The 15,401-nt window shown below is 39.3% G+C and carries 11 protein-coding genes; 6 read left to right on the top strand and 5 right to left on the bottom strand.

Annotated features, from left to right (window positions below; genetic code table 11):
- On the bottom strand, positions 1-443 hold a 443-nt coding region (locus tag G4P69_RS20730; protein ID WP_208342166.1), incomplete at its 3' end, for a serine/threonine protein kinase.
- A gap of 165 nt (positions 444-608) precedes the next feature.
- A complete protein-coding gene (locus tag G4P69_RS20735) occupies positions 609-6,008 on the bottom strand; it encodes an ATP-binding sensor histidine kinase (protein ID WP_208342164.1) in 5,400 nt (1,799 codons plus the stop codon).
- A 166-nt stretch (positions 6,009-6,174) separates the two neighbouring features.
- Here G4P69_RS20735 and dnaG point away from each other — a divergent pair, with 166 nt between their 5' ends.
- Entirely contained in the window at positions 6,175-8,079 is a 1,905-nt protein-coding gene (dnaG, locus tag G4P69_RS20740; RefSeq protein ID WP_208342162.1) for a DNA primase, read from the top strand.
- A gap of 8 nt (positions 8,080-8,087) precedes the next feature.
- On the opposite strand, the gene G4P69_RS20745 is transcribed toward dnaG, so the two are convergent.
- The 3 genes from G4P69_RS20745 to G4P69_RS20755 all read right to left on the bottom strand — a co-directional run bounded on the left by G4P69_RS20745 (position 8,088) and on the right by G4P69_RS20755 (position 10,084).
- The gene (locus G4P69_RS20745; protein ID WP_208342160.1) at positions 8,088-8,693 is read right to left on the bottom strand and encodes a Uma2 family endonuclease; all 606 of its coding nucleotides are present in this window, start codon (positions 8,691-8,693) and stop codon (positions 8,088-8,090) included.
- A 67-nt stretch (positions 8,694-8,760) separates the two neighbouring features.
- Positions 8,761-9,489 (bottom strand): anti-sigma factor, encoded by a 729-nt coding sequence (locus tag G4P69_RS20750; RefSeq protein ID WP_208342158.1) that lies wholly within the window; start codon positions 9,487-9,489, stop codon positions 8,761-8,763.
- 7 nt (positions 9,490-9,496) lie between these two features.
- On the bottom strand, positions 9,497-10,084 hold the full coding sequence (locus G4P69_RS20755) for a sigma-70 family RNA polymerase sigma factor (RefSeq protein WP_208342157.1): 588 nt from the start codon (positions 10,082-10,084) through the stop codon (positions 9,497-9,499).
- A gap of 390 nt (positions 10,085-10,474) precedes the next feature.
- Here G4P69_RS20755 and G4P69_RS20760 point away from each other — a divergent pair, with 390 nt between their 5' ends.
- From G4P69_RS20760 to G4P69_RS20780, 5 genes are all read left to right on the top strand, one after another.
- Positions 10,475-10,765 carry a peptidase gene (locus tag G4P69_RS20760; RefSeq protein ID WP_208342156.1) on the top strand — a complete coding sequence of 97 codons (291 nt, stop codon included), beginning with the start codon at positions 10,475-10,477 and terminating at the stop codon, positions 10,763-10,765.
- Positions 10,762-11,160: a cupredoxin domain-containing protein gene (locus G4P69_RS20765; protein ID WP_208342155.1), complete on the top strand. Its 399-nt coding sequence runs from the start codon at positions 10,762-10,764 to the stop codon at positions 11,158-11,160. The genes G4P69_RS20760 and G4P69_RS20765 overlap by 4 nt, the downstream gene beginning before the upstream one ends.
- Positions 11,157-12,068 (top strand): metallophosphoesterase family protein, encoded by a 912-nt coding sequence (locus G4P69_RS20770; protein ID WP_208342154.1) that lies wholly within the window; start codon positions 11,157-11,159, stop codon positions 12,066-12,068. Before G4P69_RS20765 ends, G4P69_RS20770 begins: the two co-directional genes overlap by 4 nt.
- A gap of 253 nt (positions 12,069-12,321) precedes the next feature.
- Positions 12,322-13,653 (top strand): aromatic ring-hydroxylating dioxygenase subunit alpha, encoded by a 1,332-nt coding sequence (locus G4P69_RS20775; RefSeq protein WP_208342153.1) that lies wholly within the window; start codon positions 12,322-12,324, stop codon positions 13,651-13,653.
- 454 nt (positions 13,654-14,107) lie between these two features.
- Entirely contained in the window at positions 14,108-15,394 is a 1,287-nt protein-coding gene (locus G4P69_RS20780) for an ABC transporter ATP-binding protein (protein ID WP_208342145.1), read from the top strand.
- Positions 15,395-15,401: the final 7 nt, after the last annotated feature.

The raw sequence follows: 15,401 nt of genomic DNA on the forward strand, positions 1-15,401 counted from the left end.
TTTACTTGTTTAGTTTCAGGGTTAATTAAAATATTAGTTGGCTTAATATCCTTATGAATAATCCCATGCTGCATGAGATAATGTAATGTATTAGCAAGCGCGATCGCTACTTGTAAAAATTCATCTAAAACCCCAACACGATTATGGTGGTTGAAATACTCCTTGAGAGAAATCCCTCGGAAGTCTTCCATCACTAGTGCGTAGCCGTTTTGGTACGGTTCCAGCCTATAAGCTTTAATGATTCCAGGATAGTCGAGATTTTTAGCAATGGTGTATTGATTACGAAATTGTACTAGTTCACTGAAACTCGGATAAGGATTTTTCAGCAGTTTAATAACTACAGGTAATGAATCAGCTTGCCGAACACCGCGATAAACTATGGTTCTAAAACCGTTATATAGCTTTTCTCTCAGATCATATCCTGGAATATTTACTAAACTCATTTTACTAGAATCTCTTGAAAATTTCCGGTTTTATTGTTCCCAATTTTTTATTTAATACAACAATATATGGGTTACTTCATTATTTTCTCTTGCATATCACATAAAACTTAATCATGTATGGCGTAGAGATTCTTAATTAACAGTAATAGTTAGAGATTTAGTGAATTAAAGAATTGGTAAAGAGACGAGAAATTCTGTTCCCTGATCAAGGGTAGAATTGACAGTGAGGGTTCCATTATGTCTACCCGTGATAATTTGTTGCGCGATAGCCAAGCCTAAACCAGTCCCTTTTCCTACAGGTTTAGTGGTAAATAAATGGTCAAAGATTTTTTGCTTAACTTGCTCATCCATACCAACTCCATTATCAGCAATCTTGACTTGAACCTGATTATTGCTGATAACGGTGGTGATGGTAATCTGGTTAGGGTTTGCTTGAATCTCCTCAAAACTGCGTCCAGCGTTTGATTCATCTAATGCGTCAATAGCATTAGCAAGAATATTCATAAAGACTTGATTTAATTGTCCAGGGAAACATTCTATTTCTGGTAAATCACCGTAGCTTGTATTGACTTGGATTGCTGGGCGTTGTTCGTTGGCTTTCAGGCGATGCTTGAGAATGAGAATTGTGCTATCAATACCAGAGTGGATATTGAATGGGACTTTATAATCTTTGTCCTGACGAGAGAAAGTACGAAGACTGGTGCTAATGTTGGTTAGGCGATCGCACGCCATATTCATAGAATCGATCATCTTCGGCAAATCCTCTAAGCTATACTCCAAATCAATTTCAGTTGCATGGTCAATAATTTCACGACTTGGACTGGGCAGAGATTTTTGATAGAGTTCCAAGTGTTCAAAAATATCTGTAATTATAGGTTTAGCTTGCTGAAGACTAGCAGCAATAAAGCCCAAAGGATTATTCATTTCATGAGCAACACCTGCAACTAAATTACCTAAAGCAGACATTTTCTCACTTTGGACAATTTGTAATTGAGCTTGTTGCAAATCTTGTAATGCTTGTTTTGCTTGCTGATAAAGCCGAGCATTTAAGAGTGAGATTGCAGCTTGGGACGAAAGTAGGTTGATAACTTGTAGGCGTTGAGGAGTAAAAACACCACTTGTGAACTGATTTTCTAGGTAAAGAATCCCTACCAAATTTCCCTGGTTAATAATAGGTATACACAAGGCACTTTGGGGTTGATGTCGCAGCATATATTCCCCAATCACACCAGGTATATCTGTTTGACAATTGTCTATAGTGATAGTTTCTTGAGTATTCTTAACGTAGTTGATAATTGTGCTGGGAATATCTTGACAATTGTCTATTAGTTGTGAGACAAAAATCGTCTCAATAGAAGTTTGAGAATTGGACTGTTGATTAATCAGCGTAATAGCCTTCACCTGCCAGGTATCTTCCTGTGGAAGAATGAGAACAGATTTTTTAGCACCAGAGTTTTCTAGGATAATACGGGAGAGGTTAGCAATAAGTTGATCTAATTCCAGAGAACTGGAAATTGCCTGAGCAGCTTTTAGTACACTTGTAAAATCTAGAATATCGGAAATATTGGTGGTACCAGAGGTAGTTGTAGTAGTTGATGAGGAAATTGAACGACTAATAGTCTCTATAGGGTTGAGGTTGCGTCGTTGCTGTTGCAGAATTGGGTGCAGTAGTTGGGGGTACCTTTTTTCTAAGTCTCTAACTTTAGCGAGTGCACCCCAGCGAGCGTAGCAGTAATAAGCGTCTTCTATGTATGCTTTGGCAACTTTTGGTTTGCCCCAGTCAAGGTAAAATCTAGCTGCCAACTCGTTTGCTAAGGCTTCTTCCTGAATGTAACCGTTTTCTTGGGCAAGAGCAATGGCTTTTTCATAAAATTCCATTGCGGCTGAATTTTGTCCTAAGATCCGATTTTTTTCGGCTTCTACTAACTTGAATCTATGCAGATTATTCATAGGGGCATAATTTGCCCACTGTTGCATGGTGTTCTGATTTTCGGCTACTTTCTCTAAAATTCTCTGTTGTTCTTCAATTGAGGACTTAGGAAATAAACCCAATTGCAGCAGTGAATCATAAAAATTCTGCAATGCAATACCTGGCGATGCATATACTGAACCAGAATGCTGTTTTGCTTTGACAACACATTCGGCTGCCAAATCTAGTTCCCCAAACAGATAACAAAGGATCAATTTGTTGAAAAACAAATGCCATAAAGCAGTACCATCATTAGTTTGTTCGTGTAATGCCAGCATTGTTCTTTCATCATACGCTGAGCCGACTAATTCCCAAGGAATAGTTCCAGAGCCTCTTAAATTCAAGACCACTTGTTGGTAAATATTATTGTAATTAAGAGCGTTTCTTTGGTTGATTTTTTCTAGTACTGCCGTATAAATCTCTAATTGATCAGCTAATGTAGTTAATTCTTCACCAGCAAAATAAGCGTTTATGCAATAAATATTGGCAGCAGAACCAGTAATGCCTAAATCCCCAGTATCTAACCCTGTAGTGTAGGCTTGTAGTATTGGTTTGGACACTGCTGTAAGAGGTTCTTTCCAGTGGATGATAAAAGAATAAACTAGAAACAGGACTATTGCTTCGTCTTCTCGCGCTTGAAACTTGGACAATAATTGCAGCGCTAATTGACCAAATTCATAACCTGTTGAGATACTATCTACCTGACCACAAAGCATGAGTCCATACTGTGAGTAAGCAACCGCAGAGCCGAAAGTATTTCCGTACCTGACACAAAGACTCACCTGCTTAAGCACAACCAAGCGATGGAGTTCTGGTTTTGCTAAATAAGCAGGCATATTTAACTTGACTAAAACCCGCAAGGCTGCACGTAATTGTGGATCTTCCATTTCTGGTAGATTAACCAACTCAGCTACTGCTTTGCCTCCTAAGATAGTCTGAGTTTCTTGCATAGCCACAAGAAAATCTAAGAGCGTTGGTTCCTCTGGAAATTCAATCCCTATCGGCTGCAAAAATTGGAGCGCTGTATCAATAGCTGCCAAGAAATTTCCTTGGACTGCGTAAGCTTCAATTTTTACTTCATAGACTTTGACTGTATCAATTAGAACTTTTGCATTGTGTAAAACCTCTTGGGCAAAACTTTCCATTTCATCGAGTTTGCCACATAGATAACTAGCTTCGCTGGCTTCGGTATACAAGTTAATCGTCAAATTATAATCAGATTCCCAAGGGTTTGATGGTAGTAGTTGGATACCTGTTTTCAGGTAAGCAAGTGCAGAACTATACGCTGTTGAAACTTTTGCTTTTTTACCAGCTATGAGATTTAAGCAGGAGATTTCATGGCGTTCTTTTGCTTGTTGGAATTGTTCCAACCCGATATTTAGCTGATTGACAATCCCAAAAATTTGATTCTCTAACTCAGCTTCAGGAGTGTTTTGCCATAGTAACCGACCAATTTTGACATGAGTCGCCTGTTTTTGCTCTTCTGGAATTAAAGAATATGCAGCTTGTTGAACTCTGTCATGCAGGAATTTATATCCCACAGTATGACCAATTTCCTGATTTATCGCTTGATTTTCTTCACCTACATAAAACTTATAAACTTTACTAATTGGCAAAATTAATCCAGATTGTAAAGCTTTCCACAATGTAGTCGCAGTTTCACCTTGCGATTGTTCACTAACAATTGCTAAAGTAGCCAAGTCAAACTGATTCCCAATACAAGCTGCCAAGTTTAATGCTTTCTGAGTTGCTGCACCCAGTTTCTCTAACTGTTGCGCCATAAACTCTACTACATCATCTGTCAATGCTAGTTGCTTGATTTGGGCAATATCACACTGCCAATGTCCTACTTGAAAATTAAATTGAATATAATTATCCTCATGCAGTGCTTTGAGAAACTGGGTTGCGAAGAAAGGATTTCCTTCTGTTTTTTGATATACCTCTTGTGTCAAGAGTTGAGCCATTTCTAGTTGACAATTGAGGGTATCTGCTACCAACTGATTCACAGTTTCCATTGATAGCGGACTGAGTGTGATTGTATTGACTCCTGCTCCTGCTTTGGCTATCTCATTTAATGTCAGTATCAGGGGATGTCCTGGGAAAACTTCATTATCTCGGTACGCCCCTATCAGGAATAAGTAACCCTTGTCGGATTCATCGATGAGCAGTTGCATCAGCTTCAATGAAGCTGAATCTGCCCACTGCAAGTCATCTAAAAATATTACTAAGGGATGTTCTTTTGTTGTAAATACTTGAATAAATTTTTGGAAGAACAGATTAAATCGGTTTTCTGCTGCTATCCCGGATAGTTCACTAGCAGGGGGTTGGGAACCAATAATTTGTTCTAATTCTGGTATTACCTGAATAATTACTTGAGCATTTTCACCCAAGGCTGTTAGGATTTTATCGCGCCACTGCTGTAATTTTATATCATCTTCAGCTAGTAGTTGCCCCATCAAATCGCGGAATGCTTGCACAAAAGCAGAAAAAGGAATATTTCGATTAAATTGGTCATATTTGCCTTTGATAAAGTAACCCCTTCGTTTCACAATTGGCTTGTGGACTTCGTTAACTACAGCCGTTTTCCCAATTCCAGAAAAACCAGTGACTAACATTAATTCAATGTTTCCTTGCGCGACTTTCTCAAAAGCTGCTAATAGTTGCTTGACTTCTTGTTCTCTACCGTATAATTTTTCTGGAATGACAAACCGTGCACACACGTCCCGCTTTGCAATTGTAAAACTCTCTATTTTGCTTGTTTCTTTTAATTGCACCCAGCACTTTTGTAGATCATACTTTAAACCCAATGCACTCTGATAGCGCTCTGATGGATTCTTCGCCATCAACTTGCTGACTATTTCTGAGATAACGCTGGGAATATTTGGATTAATTTCATGTACTAATGGTGCATTTTTCGCAATATGAGAATGTACCAATTCCATCGCGTCTTCTGAAGGAAATGGTAATTCTTTTGTCAATAATTCGTAAAAAGTAACACCTAAAGAATAAAAATCTGTCCGATAGTCAATCCCGCGATTTATCCTTCCTGTTTGTTCTGGTGAAATATACGCAAGTGTTCCTTCTAATATATTAGGGCTGATTAAAGTTTGTGTCTCTCTTGGCAGTAATGATGCTATACTAAAGTCGATTAATTTTACTTGTTTAGTTTCAGGGTTAATTAAAATATTGGCAGGTTTAATATCCTTATGGATAACTCCATGCTGCATTAAATAGTCTAATGTACTAGCAAGCGCGATCGCTATTGGTAAAAATTCATCTAGAATCCCAACACGATCATGGTGAGTGAAATAATCCTTGAGAGAAATCCCCCCGAAATCTTCCATCACTAAGGCATAGCCATTTTGGTATGCTTCCAGGCTATAAGCTTTAATGATTCCAGGATAGTCGAGATTTTTGGTAATCGTGTATTGATTGCGAAATTGTACTAATTCATTGAAACTGGGATAAGCATTTTTCAGCAGTTTAATAACTACAGGTAACGAATCAGTTTGCCGAATACAGCGATAAACTACGGTTCTAAAACCGTCATAGATCTGTCTGCCCAGATGATATCCCGCAATACTTACTACATCCATGATCCTACTATCTCTTCAAGCCTTCTAGATTTATTGTTCCCAAAATCTTTTATGACGAACCTGTAGTAAGCGCTACCAAGCAGCGTCTTTAATTCTGTAAGAACATTATAATAGTAGTCTGTTGATTAGTAATCACTCAAAACAACTGCGCACGAATAACAAAGCAATGCAAATACCCCGCTTGCACCCAGACACAATTGAAGAAGTTATACAACGGGCTGATATTCATGATGTCGTCTCGGAACATGTTGTTTTACGCAAGCGCGGTAAAGACTATTTGGGTTTGTGTCCCTTCCACTCAGAAAAAACACCCAGTTTTAGTGTGAGCCAAACCAAGCAAATGTATTACTGCTTTGGCTGTCAGGCTGGAGGAAATGCAATTAAGTTTCTTATGGACTTGGAGAAACGCTCTTTTGCTGAAGTGGTATTAGATTTAGCACGGCGTTACCAAGTTTCGCTTAAAACCCTCGAACCTGAGCAAAGACAAGAATTACAACGTCAAATGTCTATGCGAGAGCAACTTTATGAGGTTCTCGCTTCTGCGGCGCAGTTTTATCAACATGCTCTTAGGCATAGTGTAGATAAAGCAATGGTATATCTGCAACAAAAGCGCCAACTAAAGGAAGAAATTATTCAGCAGTTTGGTATAGGGTATGCTCCGCCAGGTTGGGAGGCTCTTTATCGTTATCTTGTAGATGATAAGCGCTATCCAGCAACACTGGTGGAGAAAGCTGGTTTGATTAAACCACGGAAAGAAACCAGTGGTTATTATGATGTGTTTCGCGATCGCGTAATGATTCCCATTCATGACGTGCTAGGGCGAGTTATTGCTTTTGGTGGTAGAACTTTGGGTGATGAACAGCCAAAGTATCTCAACTCACCAGAAACTGATGTTTTTCTCAAGGGGAAGACTTTATTCGCTCTCGACAAAGCTAAAGCTGCTATTTCCCAGCGAGATCAAGCTGTGGTTGTAGAAGGATATTTTGACGCGATCGCTCTCCACTCAGTAGGTATTCCCAATGTTGTCGCGTCTCTTGGTACTGCTCTGAGTATAGAACAAGTCAGGCAGGTATTGCGATACACTGATTCTAAACAACTCATACTTAACTTTGACGCCGATAAAGCTGGAGTTATAGCAGCAGAAAGAGCAATAGGAGAAGTGGCTGAACTCGCATATAAAGGAGAAGTTCAGCTAAAAATTCTTAACCTACCAGATGGCAAAGACGCTGACGAATACCTGCAAGCACACCAGCCGCAAGACTATCAACAACTCTTGACAGATTCTCCTCTCTGGCTTGACTGGCAAATTCAACAAATTACAAAAGATCGTGACTTAAAACAAGCAACTGATTTCCAGCAAGTGTCTCAGCAGATCGTAAAATTGCTGAAAAATATTAATAATATTGATACTCGCGACTATTATATTGATCGCTGTGCTGAAATACTATGTTTTGGGGATAGCAGGCTTAAACCGTTACGAGTCGAAAACCTGTTAACTCAGATAGCTCCTAGTGCTATCCAGCGTAAGCCCGTAGCAGTAAAAGAGAGTCCTAAAAAGGAAGTTACTCCCCAATCTGAAGGTAGTCTTTTAGAAGTTGCTGAGGCTTTGGTGTTACGAATTTATTTGCACTATCCGCACCATCGTCAAACAATAATTGAGGCGTTGGATGAACGAGATTTGCAATTTAGCCTCTCGCACCACCGATTTTTGTGGCAACAAATCGTTGATATTCCACCAGAAATTCAGGATGATTTGATCTCGACTGTCCAAAACCGATGTCTAGAGTTTCCAGATGATATTAAGTTGGTGTCCCATTTATTTCATTTAAACGAGAAAACCCAGAAGGAAATACGCTCACATCACGAGAAATGGATTCAAGCTGCGATCGCTTGTATGGAACGAGTGCTTATAGAGAAGCGTTATCGTCACTTCCTAGAACTATGGGAGCAAACAGATCCAGAAACTGAACCAGAAAGATACCGCTCATATTATGATGCTTTCTATAAAGAGAAAATGCGACTCCAGGAACTAGACCGTCAACGAAACTTTACCATTAGCGATTTTTTGTAACATCATAGTTAACGAGGAAGAACATCATCCAAGCGAAGTTGGAGACGAGGCAGAAGCGGCGAATTAATTTTCTGGTTTAGTCGATACTGTTGCTGAGTATAAGTGTCTTCAATCAACTGGCAGACAGTGAAAGTTGGTTGTTTCGGTTTACCGATAAACGCTACACCACCCAATCCTCGATAATCTACGATCCAATATTCAGGGATACCCAACAGAGCATATTCCTCAACCTTTCGAGCGTAATCCGTTTCCCAATTGGTGCTAACAACCTCAACTACCAATTTTACAGAACGTCCCAGCGTAATTACTGGTTCTTTTTCCCAAAGAGGTTCACGCTCAAGAACAGTTTCATCAAGAACTACAATATCAGGACGGCGAGCTGTAGCAGAATCTATAAAGGGGTAAATTAAACAAGTACGAGGAATAAACCACGGAAGTTCTTCTGCTACAAGATGGCTCCCTATTCTAGTTGCTAGCTTACCACTCACCGTTTCATGAGGACCAGTCGGTTCCATGTCAATTAGTTCTCCATCCGCCAGTTCATACCGTGGATTATCCCCGTATTGAGCAACAAAATCTTCTTTGGTGAGTGTTGTTTGGGAAATATATGTCATTAGTGAATTCTACCTCCCACGTTGTAGTTACCTATATATATTTTAATGAAGATAAATTCTGACATATTCAACGAATGCTACTCTTGATCACCAATGGTCCTGCTGGGTATCGATTGTCAATTGAAGATTCTATCGTTACGATAAAACCTGAGACTCCTGCATCATAGAAATCAGCGGGCATAGAAAACTTTTCTATAAACTTACCCCGTGGGTGAGACTTAAGCTGTCCGCAAGGTATTTTATCACCATCAACGATCGCCCAAAGTCGGTAAATACGCCCCGGTGGTGGAGCAGGAAGATTTTGGATAGCAATAACCCCTTTTTGTTGCTCAAGATTTAGTACAAAGCTCCCAGAAGCAGTGCTTGCTGCATTCACTCCTTGAAGAGGGAACAAGCGTGTGTCAGAGTGCTGAAGCAATGTATTAACATCCTGCGCAAGCCTTAAATCATGTCGTAATCGGTAGTTATCAACCCCTAGCCATAAAATTAATAGCGCTGCTACACTTCCTAAAATTGTGCGCCAAGGTAAGGAATGCCGTTTTATTAGCTTGATTTCATTAACAGAATTGCTTGCCGCAAGAATTTCTGTTTTGAGATGTTGTGGAGGTTTTACTTCATTTAAACCAGAAATGACTTGGTTTAATGTTTCTTGTAAAGATTCTACCTCAACTGCCAATTCTGGATTTTCTTTCAAAAGCCGCTCAAATTCTAAAGCTTCTTCAGGAGCAAGATTCCCTACAACAAAGCCTGCGGCTAGCTGTTTCTCTATAGAATTAAGATTTTCTGGTTCAGTCATAGGGTTACTAATCTATAGTATCTTGTAAAATTTGCTTTAGTTTCAGTAGTCCTTGGCGTGTCCAAGTTTTTACTGTTCCTAATGGTTTGTCGAGTTTTTGAGCAATTTCTGACTGACTTAATCCTTTGTCATAAGCCATCTCTATGACTTGGCGTTGTTGTTGTGGAAGTTGTCCTAAAGCATCACGAACACGTGAGGAACGTTCAGTCAAGGAAGCTACCTCAAAAGGTGTCGGAGAAGGTGATTCGCTTGTGAAGGTGTGGGAAAAGCGTTGTAGCAAGTTTGTTTTTCTGGCGCGATCGCGAAGTTTGTCAATCGCCCTTGAGCGAGTCATAGTAACAAGGTATGCCAGAAAATTGTCAGGATAGACATTCATCTTTCGCCATAATGCCAGAAAAATTTCCTGGGTTAAGTCTTCTGCTTCTTGGGAATTTTGCAAAAGCTTCAATGCAATCCCGTAAACAACACCACTATAACGGTCATAGAGAATACTTAATGCTGAAGATTCCTTAGACCTCAATCTATCAAGTAATTCTTTATCTGTTAAGGGTGGTGGGGGTTCAGGCGATGGATTATTGGGAGAACTAGATTCCATACTGGAACACAAGTATACCTGAGTTAATAAGGGCTTCGGTGGTTCTAATCCTAGTTTCACAACATTCTTTAAAAAATAAAATTGCTTCTATCTCTTAAACGCTTGGCGAAACAGATTGGATTTTAAAAAGGAGACAGAAGTCAGGAGGAGCCAGTGCGTTGGGCGGCTCTGCCGACTTGAAGCACCTGGCGTTCAGGAGTCAGGAGGGTATCTCTCTATGGGAATTTAGCCTTCAAAATGTACGGGTAACGAAAGGCTGAAACTGAAATCCAAGGGCGAAATCAATTCTGACTCCTGTATTCTGACTCCTGACTCCTCTGTTAAATCCAAAATTAAAGTTTGTTCGTCTCTAGGAATAGATGCGAACAAAGAGAAACTGCTTACACATTTATGAGAGTAGCATTTCGGAAACACCATCGACTCATTGCCATTACAGTCTGTATTCCTTTAATGATTACCGCCATTACTGGAATTGCCATAACATTTACAGATCAATGGTTTCATCAAAATGATTTAACCGGATTTCTTCTACAAATTCATACTTTTCAAATCTTTGGATTATCGGCGTTTTTACCGATTTTCAATGGACTAGGGTTAATTGGCTTAATCCTAACAGGATTAAGTATGACAGGTTTATTTTCACAACGGCGTAAGCCCAAGCAAAGAAGTGAACTACCATGAAGTACATATCTTATTTTCTGACAGCAATTGCTACTGCATTGGTTGTTATTTTATTATCATTGTCGTCTTGTAGCCCCAATCATCAATCTACAGCACCAACTAACCAATCACAGGTTAGTGCGGCAAATACCAATGGTACGGTCAAAATTGTCAACTTTAAATACATGCCAGAAACCCTAAAAATTGCTGCCGGGGAAACTGTGCAATTTGTCAACAAAGATGAAGAACCACACACGGTAACTTCTACAAGTGGTGCGTTTGATTCAAAAGCACTTGATACAGAACAAAGTTGGTCGCATACGTTCAATCAGCCTGGGAATTTTCCTTACTTGTGTTCTATTCATCCTTATATGAAAGGAACTATTAATGTAACTTCTAAAGGGAACGGAAAATGAAACGTAGAAAGTTTATTGAGCATGTCGGATGGACTGGGCTTGGCATTTTATGGGTTGTAGGCGAAAATGGTTTACTGACTTCATGTAAAGTTGGTAATTCTGAAGAGCAAAAACTATCCAATTCTGCAGCCTTATCTTTTGTTCAAATCAGTGACACACACATGGGCTTTGATAAGCCAGCCAATACACACGTTAAAGAAACATTTACCAAAGCTATTAATGCTATCAACGCATTACCTACACCACCAGCGTTCGTGATTCACACAGGAGATATTACCCACCTTTCCAAACCAGCAGAGTTTGATCAAGCTAAGCAAATTCTTTCCCAATTGAAAGCACCACTATTCACTTTACCCGGAGAACATGACACGATAGGCGATAGAGGTAAAGCTTACTCTGAAGCGTTCAGCCAAAAGGATAAAAAAGAAGGTTTTGAGTCATGGGATCACTCTGGTATTCATTTTGTTTCATTGACGAATGTGCTAGAATTTGGTGACACAGGAAAAGGTAAACTTGGTCAAGCTCAACTAGATGTACTCTCGAAGGATCTAGCTCGGCAAAAGCAAGACACTCCTTTGGTTGTGTTTAGTCATATTCCTCTATATGATCTTTATCCACAGTGGGGTTGGGCGACTGCGGACTCAGCGAGTTTACTCTCTTTATTGTCGCGCTTTTCTTCTGTAACTGTTCTCAACGGTCATATTCATCAAGTCATTCAACATACAGAAGGAAACATTCGCTTCTCGACAGCTGCATCTACAGCTTATCCGCTCCCTTCTCCAGGTAAAGCCGAAAAACCTGCTCCAGTAAAGTTACCAGAAAATGATTTACTGGCTGTTTTGGGTTTCCGCAGTGTTGAGTTTGTGCCTAAAAACGATGTTAAAATTGACCAGCATTCTTTAGCTTAAATTTATCAAACAGAATTCAGGAGTCAGGAGTCAGGAGCCAGAATTCAAGATTGAATTCTTTAAACTGATAGATGAGTCGTGGCGATAATGTTAAATATCGGTTGATGAAACCCTTAGCTTTTAGCTTGATTCCTTGCGGTATTCTGACTCCTGAATTCTGAATTCTGACTCCTTTTCATATCTCCACCCGACAGAGGGATGGGGATTTAAAATATTTTTGTTAAATTAAATGAGCAATAAATTCTCCAGTAAAATGCAATCTGAGTTCAACTTTTTTCAACATTGGTATCCTATTTACCCCATTGAAGATCTTCAAAAGGATCGACCAAAAGCAGTTACCATTTTAGGAATCCGCCTAGTTGTGTGGAATCCAGGAAAATCTGAGACTTACCAGGTATTTTTAGATCAATGTCCTCACCGTCTTGCTCCTTTAAGTGAAGGGTTTATTGATGAAAAGACGGGTAATCTAGTCTGTAGTTATCATGGTTGGGAGTTTGATTCTCAGGGAATATGTACTCGTATCCCTCAAGCAGAGAAACCAGAATTGCTTACCAATCATTCGCAAGATTTTTGTGTACAGACGTTACCTTGTCGCCAGGAAAATAATTTACTTTGGGTATGGCTTGACGCTAAGTCAACAGAGCAAGCTTCTACTACACCCTTACCATTGTCTCCTAAAGCCAATGCAAGTGAGGATTTTGTTTGGTCATCGTACGCACGTGAGTTAGAATATGATTGGCAAACTCTTGTTGAAAATTTGGTAGATCCTAGTCACGTTCCCTTTGCGCATCACGGGTTACAAGGAAAGCGAGAACAAGCAAGAGCAATCCCTATCAAAATTGTAGAATCAACACAAGATTTGATAAAAGCAGTTAATGAAGGAATTTACAGAACAACAATCACTTTTAAACCACCCTGCTACTTGGAATATGCTATCACTTTTGGCAATGAAGGAAAGCAAATGGGATTGGTTACTTACTGTATACCAGTATCGCCTGGTAAATCAAGAATTGTAGCTCTCTTTCCTCGTAATTTTGCTAAAACACTTTTTCGTTTAACACCTCGTTGGTGGGAACACATCAAAACCCGTAATCAGGTTCTTGACGGGGATATGATTATTCTGCATCAGCAAGAGCATTTTCTCCAACAAAAGAAACCTGTGGAAAGTTGGAAAACTGCTTACAAGTTACCGACAAGCGCAGATCGCTTAGTGATTGAGTATCGGAATTGGTTTGATAAATATTGTGACAGTCAGCTACCTTGGCATGAAGTTGGGATCACTGCTCCTGAAAGTGCGACAATCAATGAGAACCGTGAGGAAATGCTAGATCACTACAAACAACATACTCAACATTGTAGTAGCTGTCGGGGTGCGCTTAAGAATGTGCAGCGTTTGCAGTGGGTGCTTTTGGGATACTTCGCGATCGCTGTTTCATCTGTCGCAATCCTTCCTGATGCACTGCGAGTCAAGGTTGGTTTACCGCTAATTATTCTCGCACTTTTAGGTCTCGGATTATACACTTGGCTTAAATTTTGGTTAAGTCCTAAATTTTACTTTGTGGACTATGTACATGCCGAAAGATAAGCAGAGCACACCTTCATTGTAAGTAGTTTACTCGGGGAGGGGAAAAGGGTGAAGGAACGAAGCTACTTACAGCGTTGACGGCGCAATTTTTTTTCATTGGATTATCCTGTGAACACTTCTGTTCGGATAAAGTTATCCTTTATCTTTACCTTCTGGTATACTATAGCATTAGTAAAATACTCAGTCTAGATCAATGTTCAATCCAGTAGATCCTCGTTATATGATTACAAACCATGAAACATTAAAGGAAAGAGAATGTATAGCAAATAACTTATTATTGGGATAAATATAACTTGGCTTTAAGTATCTTTTCCATAAATTTGCTTTAACTTAATGTAATTTTCATTATAATAGGGAGCTACTTGCTTGGAGTTGTATGGAGTACTTCCGAAAAACGGAACGTCAATTTGAGGTTTGAGTTTGTAAGTATACGACGAAGGTAGGGGTTCGGCAGATGTCAGATATCATAATCTCCGTTGAGAAATTAGGTAAGAAGTACGTCATTGAAAATCAGAAAGAAGGGAGTGTTAATTACAAGACACTTCGGGGAGCAATGACTCAAGCAGTAACATCTCTTGCTGATACACTTAACCCTCGTGTAAAGAAACAAACAAACTCCCGGGAGGAGTTTTGGGCGCTGAAAGATGTGTCTTTTGATATCAAGCTGGGAGATAGAGTTGGTATTATTGGTCGAAATGGAGCTGGAAAATCAACGCTGCTGAAGATTCTTAGTAGAATTACAGAACCAACAACAGGAAAAATTAGGATTAAAGGAAGAGTTGCGAGTTTGTTGGAGGTAGGAACAGGTTTTCACCCGGAGTTAACTGGTAGAGAAAATATTTTTCTTAATGGTGCGATACTAGGAATGAGCAGGAGCGAAATTAAACGTCAGTTTGATGAGATTGTTGATTTTGCAGAAATCGAAAAATTTATAGATACACCAGTTAAACGCTATTCATCAGGGATGTATGTACGTTTAGCATTTGCAGTTGCTGCTCACTTAGAACCAGAAATTTTAGTAGTTGATGAAGTTCTTGCAGTAGGTGACGCAGCATTCCAAAAGAAGTGTTTAGGAAAGATGGAAGATGTATCAACTAAGGAGGGAAGAACAGTTTTATTTGTGAGTCATAGTATGAATGCTGTTGAGTCTTTGTGCAGTCGATGTATTGTGCTAGAGTCAGGGTCATTATTTATAGACAGTAGAACGCACGAGTCAATCCGTGCTTATTTAGAAAATACTTATAAAGTTATGACTGAAACTCCTCTTACGGATCGCAAAGATCGAAGAGGTTCAGGTAAGGTAAGAACAGTAAGCTTCAGAGTTTTAAATGCGGAAGGCGAACAAGTGAATTCTTTGCAATCAGGCAGAGATTATTATTTTGAAATTCGATATATAAACTATACGGGAAACCCGCTTAATAATGTTGTTTTTAGCTTTGATTTCTTGGATGAGAGAGGAAATGTAATTTTACTTTTTAGAACTAATTTTACAAATAGTAATCTAAATTTGGAACCTGACACAGGGTGTATCAGATGTAAAGTAGACAATTTACCATTAGCAAATGGGACATATCACTTTAATATTTTTATTTCTCACGCAGATCTAGACATATTAGATTGGATTGAAGATGCAGCCTCTATTAAGGTAGATGGGGGAGACTATTTTGGTACTGGTAATCCTGGATTGCCAAGTATGTGTAAAATTTTGAGGAAAGCTCAATGGTCTGCTTTAGGTGGTTGAAGAAAAT

Source organism: Aetokthonos hydrillicola CCALA 1050 (genome assembly GCF_017591665.1).
Taxonomy (GTDB): Bacteria; Cyanobacteriota; Cyanobacteriia; order Cyanobacteriales; family Nostocaceae; genus Aetokthonos; species Aetokthonos hydrillicola.

Excerpts from the sequence above, each read along its gene's own strand:
- G4P69_RS20735 (WP_208342164.1), bottom strand. The coding sequence starts at position 6,008 with ATGGATGTAGTAAGTATTGCGGGATATCATCTGGGCAGACAGATCTAT.
- dnaG (WP_208342162.1), top strand. The coding sequence starts at position 6,175 with ATGCAAATACCCCGCTTGCACCCAGACACAATTGAAGAAGTTATACAA.
- G4P69_RS20745 (WP_208342160.1), bottom strand. The coding sequence starts at position 8,693 with ATGACATATATTTCCCAAACAACACTCACCAAAGAAGATTTTGTTGCT.
- G4P69_RS20750 (WP_208342158.1), bottom strand. The coding sequence starts at position 9,489 with ATGACTGAACCAGAAAATCTTAATTCTATAGAGAAACAGCTAGCCGCA.
- G4P69_RS20755 (WP_208342157.1), bottom strand. The coding sequence starts at position 10,084 with ATGGAATCTAGTTCTCCCAATAATCCATCGCCTGAACCCCCACCACCC.
- G4P69_RS20760 (WP_208342156.1), top strand. The coding sequence starts at position 10,475 with ATGAGAGTAGCATTTCGGAAACACCATCGACTCATTGCCATTACAGTC.
- G4P69_RS20765 (WP_208342155.1), top strand. The coding sequence starts at position 10,762 with ATGAAGTACATATCTTATTTTCTGACAGCAATTGCTACTGCATTGGTT.
- G4P69_RS20770 (WP_208342154.1), top strand. The coding sequence starts at position 11,157 with ATGAAACGTAGAAAGTTTATTGAGCATGTCGGATGGACTGGGCTTGGC.
- G4P69_RS20775 (WP_208342153.1), top strand. The coding sequence starts at position 12,322 with ATGCAATCTGAGTTCAACTTTTTTCAACATTGGTATCCTATTTACCCC.
- G4P69_RS20780 (WP_208342145.1), top strand. The coding sequence starts at position 14,108 with ATGTCAGATATCATAATCTCCGTTGAGAAATTAGGTAAGAAGTACGTC.